Origin of the sequence: Flavobacterium algoritolerans (assembly GCF_030010385.1) — a bacterium.
GTDB classification, from domain to species: domain Bacteria; phylum Bacteroidota; class Bacteroidia; order Flavobacteriales; family Flavobacteriaceae; genus Flavobacterium; species Flavobacterium algoritolerans.
In genome coordinates this window covers 273,232-289,670 of record NZ_JASCRZ010000003.1, presented here as the reverse complement: position 1 = coordinate 289,670, position 16,439 = coordinate 273,232, and the positions used below count along the sequence as shown (strand labels likewise).

Annotated in this window: 16 protein-coding genes; 10 read left to right on the top strand and 6 right to left on the bottom strand. The window is 32.7% G+C overall.

Features of this window, described 5'->3' with window-relative positions:
* Nucleotides 1-269 precede the first annotated feature (269 nt).
* Nucleotides 270-1,172 carry a hypothetical protein gene (locus QLS65_RS09070; RefSeq protein ID WP_282712147.1) on the top strand — a complete coding sequence of 301 codons (903 nt, stop codon included), beginning with the start codon at nt 270-272 and terminating at the stop codon, nt 1,170-1,172.
* On the opposite strand, the gene QLS65_RS09065 is transcribed toward QLS65_RS09070, so the two are convergent.
* A complete protein-coding gene (locus QLS65_RS09065) occupies nt 1,169-2,239 on the bottom strand; it encodes a glycosyltransferase family 4 protein (RefSeq protein ID WP_282716941.1) in 1,071 nt (356 codons plus the stop codon). The two genes, QLS65_RS09070 and QLS65_RS09065, sit on opposite strands and share 4 nt — an antisense overlap.
* An 87-nt stretch (nt 2,240-2,326) precedes the next feature.
* Here QLS65_RS09065 and QLS65_RS09060 point away from each other — a divergent pair, with 87 nt between their 5' ends.
* Nucleotides 2,327-3,088 carry a lipopolysaccharide kinase InaA family protein gene (locus QLS65_RS09060; RefSeq protein ID WP_282716939.1) on the top strand — a complete coding sequence of 254 codons (762 nt, stop codon included), beginning with the start codon at nt 2,327-2,329 and terminating at the stop codon, nt 3,086-3,088.
* Here the strand turns inward: QLS65_RS09060 and QLS65_RS09055 are convergent.
* A complete protein-coding gene (locus QLS65_RS09055; RefSeq protein WP_282716937.1) occupies nt 3,066-3,860 on the bottom strand; it encodes a glycosyltransferase family 2 protein in 795 nt (264 codons plus the stop codon). The two genes, QLS65_RS09060 and QLS65_RS09055, sit on opposite strands and share 23 nt — an antisense overlap.
* Nucleotides 3,861-3,927: 67 nt before the next feature.
* On the opposite strand from QLS65_RS09055, the gene QLS65_RS09050 reads away from it, so the two are divergent.
* The gene (locus tag QLS65_RS09050; RefSeq protein ID WP_282712143.1) at nt 3,928-4,743 is read left to right on the top strand and encodes a glycosyltransferase family 2 protein; all 816 of its coding nucleotides are present in this window, start codon (nt 3,928-3,930) and stop codon (nt 4,741-4,743) included.
* Nucleotides 4,744-4,749: 6 nt separating this feature from the next.
* Here the strand turns inward: QLS65_RS09050 and QLS65_RS09045 are convergent, their stop codons facing one another.
* A complete protein-coding gene (locus QLS65_RS09045) occupies nt 4,750-5,811 on the bottom strand; it encodes a glycosyltransferase family 9 protein (RefSeq protein ID WP_282712142.1) in 1,062 nt (353 codons plus the stop codon).
* Nucleotides 5,812-5,877: 66 nt separating this feature from the next.
* Complete coding sequence (locus QLS65_RS09040) at nt 5,878-6,693, bottom strand: 2,3,4,5-tetrahydropyridine-2,6-dicarboxylate N-succinyltransferase (RefSeq protein WP_282712141.1); 816 nt, start codon at nt 6,691-6,693, stop codon at nt 5,878-5,880.
* 146 nt (nt 6,694-6,839) lie between these two features.
* Between QLS65_RS09040 and QLS65_RS09035 the strand changes: the two genes are divergently transcribed.
* The 3 genes from QLS65_RS09035 (at nt 6,840) to QLS65_RS09025 (ending at nt 9,631) form a co-directional block, all read left to right on the top strand.
* Nucleotides 6,840-7,574, top strand: coding sequence for a class I SAM-dependent methyltransferase (locus tag QLS65_RS09035; RefSeq protein ID WP_282716934.1), 735 nt, complete (start codon nt 6,840-6,842; stop codon nt 7,572-7,574).
* A gap of 23 nt (nt 7,575-7,597) precedes the next feature.
* Nucleotides 7,598-8,014 carry a Holliday junction resolvase RuvX gene (gene ruvX, locus QLS65_RS09030; protein WP_282716931.1) on the top strand — a complete coding sequence of 139 codons (417 nt, stop codon included), beginning with the start codon at nt 7,598-7,600 and terminating at the stop codon, nt 8,012-8,014.
* 120 nt (nt 8,015-8,134) lie between these two features.
* Nucleotides 8,135-9,631 carry a malate:quinone oxidoreductase gene (locus QLS65_RS09025; RefSeq protein ID WP_282716929.1) on the top strand — a complete coding sequence of 499 codons (1,497 nt, stop codon included), beginning with the start codon at nt 8,135-8,137 and terminating at the stop codon, nt 9,629-9,631.
* A gap of 61 nt (nt 9,632-9,692) precedes the next feature.
* On the opposite strand, the gene QLS65_RS09020 is transcribed toward QLS65_RS09025, so the two are convergent.
* A complete protein-coding gene (locus QLS65_RS09020) occupies nt 9,693-11,906 on the bottom strand; it encodes an FUSC family protein (protein WP_282716927.1) in 2,214 nt (737 codons plus the stop codon).
* A 196-nt stretch (nt 11,907-12,102) separates the two neighbouring features.
* Between QLS65_RS09020 and def the strand changes: the two genes are divergently transcribed.
* From def to QLS65_RS09000, 4 genes are all read left to right on the top strand, one after another.
* Nucleotides 12,103-12,690, top strand: a complete 588-nt coding sequence (gene def / locus QLS65_RS09015; RefSeq protein ID WP_099715872.1) for a peptide deformylase — start codon at nt 12,103-12,105, stop codon at nt 12,688-12,690.
* Between the two features lie 89 nt (nt 12,691-12,779).
* Entirely contained in the window at nt 12,780-13,259 is a 480-nt protein-coding gene (locus QLS65_RS09010) for a DUF5606 family protein (RefSeq protein WP_282712133.1), read from the top strand.
* A gap of 81 nt (nt 13,260-13,340) precedes the next feature.
* Nucleotides 13,341-14,123, top strand: coding sequence for a nucleoside triphosphate pyrophosphohydrolase (gene mazG / locus QLS65_RS09005; protein WP_282716924.1), 783 nt, complete (start codon nt 13,341-13,343; stop codon nt 14,121-14,123).
* A gap of 107 nt (nt 14,124-14,230) precedes the next feature.
* Nucleotides 14,231-15,679 carry an APC family permease gene (locus tag QLS65_RS09000; RefSeq protein ID WP_282712131.1) on the top strand — a complete coding sequence of 483 codons (1,449 nt, stop codon included), beginning with the start codon at nt 14,231-14,233 and terminating at the stop codon, nt 15,677-15,679.
* A 12-nt stretch (nt 15,680-15,691) separates the two neighbouring features.
* Here the strand turns inward: QLS65_RS09000 and QLS65_RS08995 are convergent, their stop codons facing one another.
* Entirely contained in the window at nt 15,692-16,372 is a 681-nt protein-coding gene (locus tag QLS65_RS08995; RefSeq protein ID WP_282712130.1) for a Crp/Fnr family transcriptional regulator, read from the bottom strand.
* Nucleotides 16,373-16,439: the final 67 nt, after the last annotated feature.

Genomic DNA, 16,439 nt, shown 5'->3' with positions numbered 1-16,439 from the left:
ACGAGTTTTATAGAACCGCAAATGTATAAATTTTAAATAAGTATTTTGCCATTGTTTAGTTTTGCTTACTGATGTCGTAATTTAGATTTAAAATATAATTTTCTTTAAAATGGGGTTCTTTAAAATTTAGTTTAAGAATTAGCGGTATAATTAATTTTTTAAAAGAAGGAAGATTTTCTTAGAATTTGAAATTTGCATCTAATTATTCCTAATTTTGTTTCAACTAACGAAGTCTTGATTAAAAAAAAGGCTGTGTCCCGAAATAAAATATGAAAAAAATTCATGTAGGTTTTTTATTGTCCTATGATTATGATAAATTGAAATTATCAATTCCACCAGTTTACAAGGACGCTGATAGAATTTTTGTAGCTGTTGATGAAAATTTAAGTACTTGGTCAGGCAATAAGTTTGAAATTGACCCACAGTTTTTTGACTGGTTAGAAAAGTTTGATGTCGACAAAAAAATCGAAATTTACCGGGATAATTTTTATGTTCCTGGACTTACTGGAATTCAAATGGATACACGAGAGCGTCATTTACTTTCGCTTAAAATGGGGATTGGAAACTGGCTTGTTCAAGTTGATAGTGATGAATATTTTTTGAATTTTTCAAAATATGTAAAATCTCTTAGAAAATATGATAAGTATTTAGATAATCCACAAAATCATCCTGTCCAAATTTCAGGATACCATATTGATATTTATAAATATTTAGACGATGGAATTCTATATGTTAAAAATACTTGTAAAGTATTATTAGCCACCAATTATCCAAATTATAAACTGGCGCGTCAAAGCAGAGAGCGTATTATTTATGTCAATTCTTTCACACTTCACGAATCGATGTCGCGTTCCGTTGAAGAATTGGAATACAAATTAAAAAACTGGAGTCATCGTGAGGATGTAAATCCTACTTTTTTAGATAAATGGAAAAGTGCTAATAAAGATAATTATAAGGATATAAAAGATGTTTTTTATCTAAAGCCTACACAATGGAAAGAATTGGGTTATATCCCGACAAAAGATCCGATTGAAATTAGAAATTATTTTGAAAAAAATGAAGACATGAAAATTTCAAATTTTTTTTTAGCAAAGAAAAATTTTGGTCAATGGTTCAAGCATAGAAAGATTTTTAAACTTAATAAAAGGGTGCTATTTGAAGAATATTTTTAAAAAAGACATTTTTCGTATACATTTAAATATTCAGCAGCAGCAACTTTCCAATCGAAACTTGCTGCTCTTTTTTTCATTAGTAATTCCATTTCATTTTGATTGCTGTAGAAATGATTTAGTCCTTCCATTAGCTTATTTTTCATATATTCAGGATCAAAATTATCCCAATAATAAGAATGTTCGCCACCTATTTCAGGCAAGGAAGTTTTATTAGACAAAAAAATGGGTTTACCAAAATGCATTGCCTCAATAGGAGGAAGTCCAAATCCTTCGCGAATAGAAGGGAATAGAAAAGCATGGCACTTAGATAAATAAAATTGTTTAGCAATGTCATCCACTTTACCTGTCAGAAAAACACGATTTTCTAAATTATTTTCTTGAATGGATCGTGCTATTTCTTGCCCATATGATTTATTATTATTACCGGATATAATTAAGTTTAAATCCGTTATATGAATCATCATTTTTACAATGGAAAGGAAATTTTTTCGCTCTAAAAAGTCACCTATTGAGTATAAAAATGGTTTGTCCAAAGGTATTTTAGTTATGAAAGCTGAAGTGTCCAAAATAGTTGAAATAGGATTGCCATTATGAATTACATATTCGGGAACATTCGGAACTTTAAAATATTCGTGTGTTTGTTTTTTTGCAAATTCGGAGATATAAGTTATCGCTGTCGATTTTTCCAGTTTAGCAAGAAACAATTTGTTTGCTTTGTGATTCATATCAGATGAAATTTCCTCTACAAAATTGACGTCGTGAACCGTAAGTAGGTATTTGTTCACATGAAAAGGTTCAATTTTAGTATTTTGATTTACTGAATGCCATAAATCATATTTTTTTCGAGTTCTAAAGATACTATGTCTGGATAAATTATTGTATTTGTGATACTGAAATTTTTCTCCAAATTCTGCCTTAAGCAGTTCTGGATTTTTAACGTTTAAGGTCAATTCTAAGTTGTTAAACTCTAAATTCGATAATCCTTTGATCAATTCATAATTAAAAGTTCCTAATCCTGTTGCTTTATTTTTAAGATTATGTGTTTCGAGGAAAACAGTTTTTGCCATTTTTTATATTGAATTTGAGTAAAAGTAATCCTTAAATTGGATAAATAAAAAGCAATCCCTACTTTTGTTTACACTTATTTTATATTGATGCTAATACATATTGACCCTAAATTTCAGAAGTACATATCGGAATTAAATACAATTATTGAAAACTTCGATTCAAGCGGATACCTTTTTGGTGATGGTCAAAGAAATAAAATTAAGCTGTTTGATTTAGAGGGTAAAAAGACGAATATTAAATCGTTTAAAATTCCAAATCTAATTAATAAAATTGCCTACAAATATTTTAGAAAGTCTAAAGCCAGACGTTCTTTTGAATATGCAACAAATTTATTAGAAAAAGGAATCGGAACACCGCAGCCTATTGCTTTTTTTGAAAATTATAGTTGGCTGGGATTGAAAGAAAGCTATTATGCTAGCGAGCATCTTCAGGCAGAACTGACTTTTAGAGAACTCGTTGAAATTCCAGATTATCCCGAACACGCAACTATTTTGCGTCAGTTTACCCGTTTTTCTTTCAATTTACATGAAAAAGGCATCGAGTTTTTAGATCATTCACCAGGGAATACTTTGATAAAAAAAGTTTCTGAAAAACAATACGAATTTTTCTTAGTTGATTTAAACAGAATGAATTTTCATGCTGAAATGGATGTCAACATGCGAATGAAAAACCTTTCGAGATTAACTCCAAAAAAAGAGATGATTGAAATAATGAGCGAGGAATATGCAAAATTATACAATAAATCATTCAAGGAGGTTTTTGATACAATGTGGTATTATACTTGTGAATTTCAAGAAAAATATCATAGAAAACGCAGATTGAAAGCTAAATATTTTTTCTGGAAATAATGTTTTTTTTATCCCAAAGAAGCTTTAATTCCTGATATCTTACAAACACACTATAGGCATTTAAATAGCATATAGTAATTCCTTTTTTGCCATCAAGAAAACCCAAGCGAATAAAATAATTATATAAAAAATTATAGGAAGGATGAAGAAAGTGAAGTGTAAAGGAAGGTTTTTGTTTCTTGATAAACTGTTCTTGAGCTTTCAACTTTCCGTATCGAGTAGCTTTAGATTTGTAGCATTTATAACCTGAATAGGAATAATGAAGAAGCTTATTTTTAAAAACACCTATTTTTCCATTCACTGTTAATTTTTCATGTACCAATCGATCGCTACTGTATTTTGCAAAGTTTTTATCAAATAGTCGGAGAATTTTATCGGTTTGCAATCCGCTAAAATGTAAAACGGTATTTTCAAACATAAATTTTCTGTAAAATAAAAAAGCAGAATAAGTTTTGTTTGTTCGTAAGGTTTCTATAATTTCTTCTTTTAGTGCTGGAGTAAGTCTTTCGTCAGCATCCAGAAATAAAATCCAATCATTTTTTGCTTGCGAAATCGCAAAATTTCTTTGAGAAGAATAATTTTCGAATCTATTTTCAATAAATCTTACGTTAGAAAATGATTGCGCTATTGACTTAGTTTTGTCGGTACTACAAGAATCTACAATAATAATTTCGTCTGCAAAACCCAAATCAACCAAAAGGGCTTGCATATTTGCTTCTTCGTTTAGAGTTATTACTAAGACTGATATTTTTGGCGCTAAATTTAGATTCATGAAAGGGTAGTATTTCACAAATATAATTTATTAACTACTTTTGCACTACTTAACTTCAAAAATATTTATGAAAGCATCTGTAATAATAAGTACATACAATGCAGAGGCATGGTTAGAGAAAGTACTTTTTGGATTTAATGTTCAAACTGAAAAGGATTTTGAAATTATTATCGCAGACGATGGCTCTGGTCCAAGAACAAAAGAATTAATTGATCAAATGAGAAATAAGATTTCAAATCCTATTATTCATGTTTGGCATGAGGATAATGGTTTTCAGAAAACTCAAATTTTAAATAAAGCGATTGTTAATGCTAATTCGGATTATTTAATTTTTACGGATGGCGATTGTATCCCAAGGAATGATTTTGTTGCTGTTCATCTTGATAATAGAGAGAAAGGATATTTTCTTTCGGGAGGATATTTTAAATTACCCATGTCTATTTCTAAAGCGATATCAGAGGAAGATATAGTTTCTCAAAGATGTTTTGATGTAAAGTGGTTATTACAGCATGGTTTAAAAAAATCTTATAAAAACATTAAAATTAGTTCGTCTAAATTTAAATCTAAAATTTTAAATGCCATAACGCCTACTAATGCAAGTTGGAATGGGCATAATGCTTCTGGTTGGAAAAATGATTTAATAGCAGTTAATGGTTTTAATCAAGAAATGCAATACGGAGGCGAAGACAGAGAATTAGGAGAGCGATTATTCAATATGGGATTGAAATCTAAACAAATTAGATATAGCGCAATATGTATTCACTTGGATCATAGTCGCGGCTATGTCAATGAAGCAGCATTAAAAAAAAATAAAGCCATTAGAAAATTTACTAATCTGAATAAGATAGTAAGAACTTCCAATGGTATAGATTCTAATTTATAAGCGCTTTTAATTATTTTCTAAAAAACTTTCTAATTTTGGAAAAAGAAGTTCAGGCGCAAAAGATTCATATAAATTTAAAGCTTCATTCTTCATTTCTTTTGCAGATTTCGTACCATATAATTCCGGTCTGAAATCTTTTAAATGCACCGATACATTTGATTTTTCATTTTCAAAAGAATTCCAAGCTTCTTTGATTATCCATGTAGAAAATATAGTAAACGTAGGTTTGTTTATCGCTTTGGCCATGTTTACTGCACCTCCTTCATTACCAATTAACGCATCACAATGGTAGGTTATGGATAAAAACTCTCGAATACTTCCAGTGACAACATTAATTTTTATGTTTTCTTGAGTTTTAGGCTGACATAAATCAAAAATTGCTTTGGCTTCTTTTTCCTGTGATGGCATATAATTGAAAAGTAAAACTGCTTGATTTTTTTCAACTATTCGATCAAGTATTTTTGCCATATTCAGAAAAGGATAGGTCTTGTTTTTACCGCTTCCAAGAACACTGATCATGTATAACTTTTTAGAAAAATCAATTTTGTTTTCCACTAAAATAGCTTTACCATTCTCAATTTCTTTTTCGGTTAAAAAAATACTTGGCTTGTTTTTTAATTTTGCATTTGGCGCTAATGGCATTAACAAATTTAATCTGTTTTCTAAAGCCGTTCCTGCTTCAGTAATTGGATTTATGATTTCTTTTACTGTTACAGAATAGAGATAATTTGTATGGGGTTTGTAGAATCCGATTCTTGTTTTGGCACCAGAAAAAGCGACTACCAAATTACTTTCCAGTTTTCCGTATGCATCTATAACCAGGTCGTATTTTCGTTTCCTGATGGCAATTAAAAATTTTAACAATGCTAGTTTACTTTTGCGGTACCTATCTTCAAACAATATAAGGTTATCAATATTTGGATTGTTTTCTAAAACTGGAACAGTAAAAGGATTAACTAGATAATCTACTTGAGAATTGGGATAAATCAACTTTAAATTGTTGCAAATTATACTGCTAGCCAATACATCACCAATCATCTTTTGTTGAATCACCAATATTTTCATCATTTTCATAATATAAAAAACCTCCCGTTTAAGGGAGGAATATACAATAATTTTTTATTTTAAGAGGTATTAAACGGCTACGTCATATTCGCGTAACGCATTGTTCAATGATGTTTTCAAATCTGTCGAAGGCTTACGTGTTCCAATGATTAATGCACAAGGTACTTGGAATTCACCTGCTGCGAATTTTTTAGTGTAACTTCCAGGGATTACAACAGAACGAGCAGGAACATACCCTTTCATTTCAACTGGAGTTTCTCCTGTAACATCAATAATTTTAGTAGAGGCAGTCAAGCAAACATTGGCACCAAGAACGGCTTCTTTCCCAACGTGTACACCTTCTACAACAATACAACGAGAACCAACAAAAGCACCGTCTTCGATAATTACTGGAGCTGCTTGTAATGGTTCAAGAACACCACCAATACCAACACCACCACTTAAGTGTACGTTTTTACCAATTTGAGCACAACTTCCTACGGTTGCCCATGTGTCCACCATAGTTCCTTCATCAACATAAGCACCAATGTTTACATAACTTGGCATCAAAATAACACCACTAGAAATATAAGCACCGTAACGCGCTACAGCATTAGGAACTACACGAATTCCTTTTTCGGCATAGCCTCTTTTTAGCAACATTTTGTCATGGTATTCAAAAATTCCAGATTCTAAAGTTTCCATTTTTTGAATAGGGAAATACATCACAACCGCTTTCTTTACCCATTCGTTTACTTGCCATCCTTCACCTACCGGTTCAGCAACACGTAATTTTCCAGTGTCTAATAATTCAATAACAGCTCTGATAGCATCAGTTGTTGTAGTTTCTTGCAACAAAGCACGGTTTTCCCAAGCTTGCTCTATAATAATTTGTAATGGATTCATTTTAATTAGATTTTTGACAAAGATATGTTTTTTAACTAAAATCAAAAACGCAAATTGATTTGAAAAATGTTACAGATTTAACTTATAGTATATTTAATGTTTTTCAAATGTTGTAAATTTGAGGAATAAATGAAAATCATTCAAACATGAAAGATAATTTCTCCAAACAAGCTACTGAGTATTCTAAATTTCGACCACAATATCCAGATGCAATGATTGATTATTTGGTTTCATTTGTCAACAACAAAGGAGTTGCGCTAGATATTGCTACTGGAAATGGACAAGTCGCACAAAAACTTTCGAGTTTTTTTGAAACGGTTTATGGAATTGATATTAGTCAGAACCAACTCAACAATGCGATTCCAACGGAAAACATAATTTACAAAGTAGCCGCTGCAGAAAACACCTTTTTCAAAAATCAGGAGTTTGATTTAATCACAGTTGCCCAAGCAGTTCATTGGTTTGATTTTGATTTGTTTTACAAAGAAATTTATCGAATCTTAAAACCAGATGGAATCTTTGCCGTTCTGGGGTATGGTTTGTTTTCGACCAATGCGGATTCGGATAAGATAGTGCAAGATTATTATCGCAATATTATAGGACGATATTGGGATGCCGAGCGAAAATACTTGGATGAAAATTACAAAACAATACCATTTCCATTTGATGAAATTGTTACGGAAACTTTCGAAAATAAGTTAACATGGACTTTTGAGGAACTCATAGGGTATTTGGAAACATGGTCAGTGACACAACATTATATTTCGAAAAACAATAAAAACCCAATAGATTTGATTTACGATGATTTGAAAATTTCTTGGCAAAAAAGCGATAAGAAAGTGACTTTTCCATTGTTGCTAAGAATTGGAAAATTAAAATAGTTACCTTTGAAAAAAACATACAAATGCCAAGAATTCTCGCCATAGATTACGGACAAAAACGAACAGGAATAGCCGTTACCGATGAAATGCAAATTATAGCTTCGGGATTAACAACTATTCCTTCCCCAACTGCAATCGCTTTTTTGAAGGATTATTTTTCCAAAGAGAAAGTTGAGGCTGTTCTTATTGGTGAGCCTAAACAAATGAATGGAGAACCTTCAGAAAGTGCTTCCGTCATAAAAGGTTTCGTAACACATTTTACCAATCATTTTCCAGATATGAAAGTCATTCGGGTTGATGAACGGTTTACTTCAAAAATGGCTTTTCAAACCATGATTGACAGCGGGCTTAGCAAGAAACAGCGTCAAAATAAAGCACTTATCGATGAGATTTCGGCAACGATTATGCTTCAGGATTATTTGACTCGGAAGATGTTTTAAAAATCCAACTGCAAAGCTGGTCAACTGACCAAAATAGATTTGAAATTCCTTACTTTTTAACAATAATTTGTTACATTTTTTTTGCATATATAAAGTATCTTTGCACTTTAAAATTTTGTTATGCCCGATACAACCATTCGTTCGCAAAGTGATGTAGTTCTTATAGGAGCTGGAATAATGAGCGCCACTCTTGGCTTAATCCTAAAAGAGTTACAACCAGATATAAAGATTGAAATATACGAAAGATTAGATATGGCAGCTGCCGAAAGTTCTGATGCATGGAATAATGCCGGAACTGGACATTCTGCTTTTTGTGAGCTTAATTATACTCCAGAAAGTGAAGATGGAAACATCAACCCAAAAAAAGCAATTAGTATTGCGGAATCTTTTGAGGTTTCCAGACAATTTTGGTCCTATTTAGTACAACAAAATAAAGTTTCATCACCTGAAAATTTCATTAAAAGTATTCCTCACTTGAGTTTTGTTTGGGGAGAAAAAAATGTAGAATACCTTAAAACAAGATTTGAGGCTTTACATTCGAATCCTCTTTTTAAACAAATGGTTTTTAGCACTGATTTTACGCAATTAAAAGAATGGATGCCTCTGGTCATGGAAGGTAGAAATGAATCTGAGAAAGTTGCAGCTACCTCAATGGCTATTGGTACCGATGTGAATTTTGGAGAATTAACCCGAAATATTTTTAGTTATTTGACTAAATTGGATGGAGTTACGATGTATTTCAATCATGAAGTCCAAAAATTGAGACAACGTGAGGATAAATCGTGGAGAATAAAAATTACTGATTTGGCCACAGGCCAAAAAAGAAAAGCATATACCAAGTTTGTTTTTATTGGTGCCGGAGGCGGTTCATTGCCGTTATTAGAAAAAGCAAATGTTCCCGAAGGAAAAGGCTATGGCGGTTTCCCTGTAAGCGGTCAGTGGTTAAAATGCACCAATCCTGAAGTGATTGCAAAACATCAGGCAAAAGTATATGGAAAAGCAAGTGTGGGTGCACCACCAATGTCAGTTCCACATATTGATTCCCGAATGATAAATGGAGAAAGGCAACTGCTTTTTGGACCTTTTGCAGGTTTTTCTACTCGATTTTTAAAAAATGGTTCGTATTCTGATTTGCCATTATCCATAAAACCGGATAATATCATTCCGATGATTGCTGCCGGTATTAAAAATATACCACTTACAAAATATTTGATTGAGCAAGTACGTCAGTCTCCTAAAGACCGAATCAATGCGTTGAGAGAATATGTTCCTGGTGCAAGATCTAAAGACTGGAAATTAGAGCGTGCAGGACAACGTGTGCAAGTGATAAAAAAAGACGAAAAAGAAGGTGGTATACTTGAGTTTGGTACTGAAGTTATCACAACTGCTGATGGAACTTTAGCTGTTTTATTGGGTGCTTCTCCTGGTGCTTCAACCGCAGTTTCTATTATGGTAGATTTAATAGGAAGATGTTTCAAAGATGAAATTGAAACGCCGGAATGGCAGGAAAAATTGAAAGTGATGATTCCTTCTTATGGTCAGACTTTAAATGATAATCCAGCTTTATTAGCCGAAATAAGAAAAGATACTGCTTCTGTTTTAAAACTGACTAATTAGTATACAGTGTTCAGTAATCGGTGTTCAGTAAGCTACTGAGCACTGATTACTGAACACTTTTTTAAAGTTCCATTAATTCTTTTGTGGTTTTTAAAATATTTTCAGAGAGATTAGTCAACCAGATTAATTGTTCTATAACCAATTGCGCTTCCTGCATTTTCAATTGAAACGCTTCTTCATCAATAGGAATTCCTTCTTTTAACTCTTTGGCTCTAATGTTTTTTAATTCAGTAAATCGCATGGCCAAATCTTCTTTTGGGAGATTTTCTTTTAGATATAAATCATTTTCTTTCAAAAGTGCAATTGCATTATCCAGATTTCTAATGACAGTATCCACTACAACATTAAACGCTTCAGAAGCTGATGTAGTTTTATGCGATTGGATGTACGTTCCTAATGAAGCTGATGATGATAGCAAGGAATGATTCAGCACCGCTAATTTATATACTTGTGGTAATTGCTTTTGTTTCGATTTTGGTTCTTGTACCATTCTTTGGAAAGAAGCCATTAAATTACCTATTTCGATAAAAGCATTTTTTCGGGCTAACCGATACGAAGTAGATATAGTCCCTTTTTTATTATAAAAAACAGAAATTTCTTTTAAGTAATTTTGATTTGCAACAATTGATTTTTCTATGTGTGAAGGAATATTTAAAAACTCCCATGAAGGCCATAAAAAATGATTGGCAAGGAAAGCCAAAGTGCAACCTACAATGGTGTCAAGTATTCTATATTGAACTACATCGCCAATATTAGGAGTTAATATCCCGTAAATAAAAACAACATACATAGTTACAAATGTGGCGCTGACTTTATAATTTATTTGGGTATATGAAAACCCTAAAAGCATGCTTAAAATAGAAAGGATACTGATTGTCATGTTGTCATGTACTAATGAAAGAATACCAAAAGCGATTAACCCTCCTATAATAGTACCAAAAATTCGATGAAAAGAACGCTGTTTCGTCAAACCATATCCAGGTCGCATAATAACTATAATAGTCAACAAAATCCAATAGACATTGTGAAAAGGCAGTATGTTTCCGATGATAAAACCAATCAACAATGTTATGGTTAATCGTAGCGAATGTCTGAAAATTGTGGAAGAGAAACTGAAATTTTCAATCAAAGTGCTCAAAGGATAATATTGTGGCGTCAGGAATTTTTCTAAGTCTTTGTCCTTTTCTTTAAAATCTTGTGAATTGAAGGCTAATGTAAAAGCGCGCTCTACAATTTTTATTTTCTCCACTTGCTTTTCAGCATACTGGAGCATGGTGGTTAGCATAAAAACACCTTCGGAAGCGTGAATTTTTCCTAAATCATTTTCATAATCGGTAATGGCAAGTTGTAAAGCATTTAAATCACCTCGTAGAGTATGTTTAGAAATATATTTAGTTCGGTTTTGTACGCTTTTGGACAATTTTTTTAAACTTGCGGCAAGATTGTATGCTAATTTTTGATACGTCAACAAAACCTTTGGATGGTCGTCAAATTTTTGATGCAATTTATCATGGTCGAATGAAGTAGCTAATGCAAGCTCCAGAATTTCCATCAATGAAATAAAAACGATTAACATTTTTCGGTTTTGATTGGAAGATCCAGAAGTTGTATGACTGCTAATCAATACTTCTCTTATGTTTTGTCGAATGGTATTCAGTTCTACCTGAAGGTGTAATTGTTTTTCAATAATTGCTTTTCTATCAGCATTAATCGTCCATAAATCGCCTCTTAATTTTAAATATTTAGCCGTAAGTTTAATGCATTCTGCAATTTGTAATTCAACATAGCGATGAGGTCTTACATAATGAAAAATGAGGGAAATCATTAGGTAAAATAATCCTCCGGATAATATTAAAAGGGAGTGTTGGACCATTGCCCAACCGGTATTGATACTTGCAAAGGCCAATGAAACTGAAATTAGCGCAGAGAAAGACACCATTGTTGCCCGTTGTCCATAGACAGATAGCATCGAAATCAGAAAAATTAATACAGCCAAAAAAGGATAGAAAATAATAGAATAAGGATAGACAATATTCACTAACAAATTGACACCTGCGACAAGTAAAGCCGTAACCAGAATACCGTTTATTTTATGTTTTAGATTGCTGGGAATATCGCTTGGATAAGTGAAAAAAGCACCTAAAGCGATGGTAAAACCTATTTCGAATTTGCCTAAAAAAGAAAGTATTACAACCGGAATAACTGCTGCTATTGTTACTTTTAGAGCATTAGTGAAATAAGTGCTGTCGGTAAATTTTCGGATTTTGTAAATCATACAATTGGATTACAAGCAAAGGTAAGAATTGAGTGACTGATTCAAAGAATAATTTGCCCTGTTTTTGCCTAAATGGTAAAAAAACGCGAATTATCAATACAGGATTATTCATTGTCTATTTTTTTACTATTTTTGCACACTGAATTAAAGGGAAACTTATTTCAGTTTATAGTAGATAATACTTAATATAAAAACAATGATTTTACCAATTATAGGATACGGTGATCCAGTTTTAAGAAAAGTAGGCGAAGTTCTTTCACCAGAGCATCCTAATTTGAAAGAAACGATTGCTAACATGTACGAAACGATGTATAATGCCTATGGTGTTGGACTTGCCGCACCTCAAGTAGGATTGGCACTTCGTTTATTTGTAATCGATACGACGCCTTTTAGCGATGATGAAGAATTAGGAGACACAGAACAAAAAGAATTGAAAGGATTCAAAAGAACTTTTATCAATGCAAAAATGATAAAAGAAGAAGGTGAAGAATGGAGTTTTAATGAAGGTTGCTTGAGCATTCCAGACGTTAGAGAAGATGTATATAGAAATCCAACCATAACAATTGAATATTGCGAAGAGGATTTTGTAATGAAAACCGAAGTTTTTGATGGATTAATCGCCAGAGTAATCCAACATGAATACGATCATATTGAAGGAGTATTATTCACAGATAAAATTTCGTCATTAAAAAAACGATTGATTCAAAAGAAATTGAAAAACATTTTGGAAGGAAAAACATTCCAAGACTACCGAATGAAATTTTTTGCTAAAAAAGGAAGATAAAACAGCTTTTACAGTTTTATCTTGGTATGATTTTTGGTTTTAAATGAAAAAATAAATAAGTCAAATTCTTAATAATAATTACACAAAACATGAATTTAGAAAAAATATTAGCCATTTCTGGGAAACCAGGTTTATATGTATTAAGAGTGCAAACACGTACTGGGTTTGTTGCTGAATCATTATTGGATGGAAAAAAAATCACAGTAAACTTAAAAAGTAATGTGAGTTTATTATCGGAAATTTCAATTTATACGTATGAAGGCGAAAAACCATTAGCTGAAATCATGCAAAAAATTGCTGATAAGGAAAACAAAGGTCAAGCAATTTCACATAAAGAAGACAATGCTACATTGACAGCTTATTTTAAAGAAATTTTGCCTGATTATGATGAAGAAAGAGTGTATCCTTCGGATATCAAAAAAGTTTTAAACTGGTATAATATGTTGCAAGCAAAAGGATTAGTTACTGATGAAGTACCTGCTGCTGAAGAACTTGTTGCTGTTGCTGAAGAAGTTCCTGCAACAGAAACTAAAACTCCTGCTAAAAAAGCAAAAGCTAAAAAAGAGTAATTTTACTTTAAAATAATATTTAATCCTGTTCAGCTATTTTTCTGAACAGGATTTTTTTATTTTTACCAAAAACCATTTCTGATGAATTCAAGACAAAACCAACTGCAAGCTTTCGAAAGATTATTAGACATTATGGATGATTTGCGAGAAAAATGTCCTTGGGACAAAAAGCAAACCATGCAAACCTTGCGTCATCTGACTATTGAAGAAACCTACGAATTAGGTGATGCAATTCTGGATAATGATTTAAACGAAGTCAAAAAAGAACTTGGGGATTTGTTATTGCATATTGTTTTTTATGCAAAAATAGGAAGCGAGACGAACGATTTTGATATGGCCGATGTCTGTAATGAAATTTGTGAAAAGCTAATTCACCGTCATCCCCATATTTATAGTGATGTTGTGGTAAAAGACGAGGAAGAAGTAAAGCAGAATTGGGAAAAATTGAAACTCAAAGAAGGTAAAAAATCTGTTTTGGAAGGTGTTCCAAAAAGTTTACCCGCATTAGTTAAAGCAAGCCGAATTCAGGATAAAGTAAAAGGAGTAGGTTTTGATTGGGAGGAATCGCATCAGGTTTGGGATAAGGTTCAAGAAGAATTGGAAGAATTGCAAGTCGAGGTTCAAGCAGGAGATCAAGATAAAATTGAAGCCGAATTTGGAGATGTTTTATTTTCGATGATAAATTACGCCCGATTTCTTAACGTAAATCCCGAAGATGCTTTGGAACGCACCAATAAAAAATTCATTAAACGCTTTCAATATTTGGAAAGTAAAGCTGGAGAATTAGGAAAACCATTAATGGATATGACACTTGCCGAAATGGATGTTTTTTGGGAAGAAGCGAAGCGTCTTCCTAATAAATAGGAATTGGAAATCTATGATTTCCAAATAACTCAATTTTGGGAAGAAGCGAAGAAGCTATAGTGTTCAGTATTAAATAATTAAATTACCATCATTTATAAAATTATCCAATGCCAGAAAATAAAACCGAGTTAAAACGTTCTTTAGGATTAATTGATGCCACGAGTTTAGTAGCCGGTTCCATGATAGGATCCGGGATTTTCATAGTTACATCAGCTATGGCGAGAGATATTGGATCTGCTGCCTGGTTATTGGTAATTTGGTTGGTAACGGGATTAATCACGGTCGCTGCGGCATTGAGTTACGGAGAATTGGCAGGAATGATGCCCAATGCGGGCGGACAATTTGTTTACATACAACGCGCGTACGGAAGATTAGTTTCTTTCTTGTACGGTTGGACCGTTTTCACGGTAATTCAAACGGGAGTTATTGCCGCAATTGCGGTTACTTTCGCTAATTATGCAGCTATCTTCTTTCCGGTTTTAGATCATACACTTTTTACGGTTGGTACCAGTTTTGTTTTTTCGTACCAAAAAGTGTTGGCTATTTTTAGTATAATACTGCTCACGTACATTAATACCAAAGGTGTCGAAAGCGGAAAAACAGTTCAATTGATTTTTACCTCGGCTAAATTAATTGCGCTTTTTGCTTTGATTATTTTAGGATTGTATGTTGGTTTACAAACGGATGTTTTGTCCAATAATTTCGAAAACATGTGGGAAGCCAGTAAAACGGTTGTGAATCCTGACGGAACAATTACAGTAACAAAATTAGCAGGAATGGCAATTTTGGGAGCTGCAGGAGCAACTATTATTAACTCTTTATTTTCTAGTGATGCCTGGAATAATGTCACTTTCATTGCAGGTGAAATTAAAGAACCCAAAAAGAATATTCCCCGAAGTTTGTTTCTTGGAACCTTGATTGTGACCATTATTTATGTTTTAGCGAATGTTGCTTATTTGGCTTTGTTGCCAATGCAGGGAACTCCAAACGCTGCTGATATTGCCGGTAACGGAATCATGTTTGCCAGTAATGACAGAGTAGGTGCGGCGGCAGCAAGTATGATTATGGGAAATATAAGTGTTTTTGTAATGGCTGGGCTTATCATGGTTTCCACTTTTGGTTGCAATAGCGGTTTGATTCTTTCCGGAGGAAGATTATTTTTTGCAATGGCAAAAGACGGATTATTTTTCAAACAAGCAACAGAACTTAATAAAAATCAGGTTCCTGCAAAAGCATTATGGGTACAATGTATTTGGGCTTGTGTGCTTTGTATTTCAGGAAAATTTGGGGACTTGTTAACGTATGCGACTTTTGCGTCTTTGTTATTTTATATACTGACGATTCTGGGTGTTTTCATCCTTCGAAAAAAAGAGCCTAACGCAGATAGACCTTATAAAGCGTTTGGGTATCCATTTGTACCTGCACTTTATATTGTGGTTACAGTAGCAATTTGTCTCACTTTATTGATTTATGATACGTTCAATACAGGCTTGGGATTGTGTATTGTGGCGTTGGGAATTCCGGTGTATTATTTTGTGATGAATAAGAAAGACTAAAGAGAATTGGAATTAATCTGCTAATTTTTTTAGTTTGTTGATGTCTTTTAGAATAATTTTTTTTCCATTCAATTCAATAAGTCCTAATTTATTAAAATCAGAAAGTAAACGGATGCAACTTTCTGTGGCAGTACCAATCATGCTGGCCAGTTCATCTCTGGAAAGTTGTATTTTTAATGAATTATCCTCATTTTTCCCAAAGGTATCGTGTAAATGAAGAAGCGTTTCTGCTAATCTTTCTTTGACTGTTTTTTGGGCTAAATTTACCATGTTGTCATCGGCTTCTTTTAGGTCGCCGCAAATAGTTTTCATCACGTTCATCGAAAACTGATTGTTTTTGTCAAAAAAGCCCATCACTTCTGACTTTGGAATAAAACAAACTTGCATGTCTTCAAGAGCTACGGCGCTTAGATTTACCGGTTCATCACTAATCATGGAACGTTGTCCCAATAATTCACCTTTTGTAACCAGTTTTACAATGTGATCTTTACCATTTGCACTGAGTTTAGTCAGTTTACAAACACCATCTTTTATACAATAAATACCATTTACATTTTCTCCTTCTTCAAATATAACTTCACCCTTTTTAATTATGTGGGATGTTTTACAGTCAGAAAGTTTTAGTAATTCGTCTTTAGTTAAGGCTTTTAAAGAGCTAAATTGTCTGACGATACATTGTTCGCATTTGCTCATATTGTTTGTGATTTATTGGTAGTACAAAACTAACTATTTAATATGACAAATGTCATATTTTTAATTC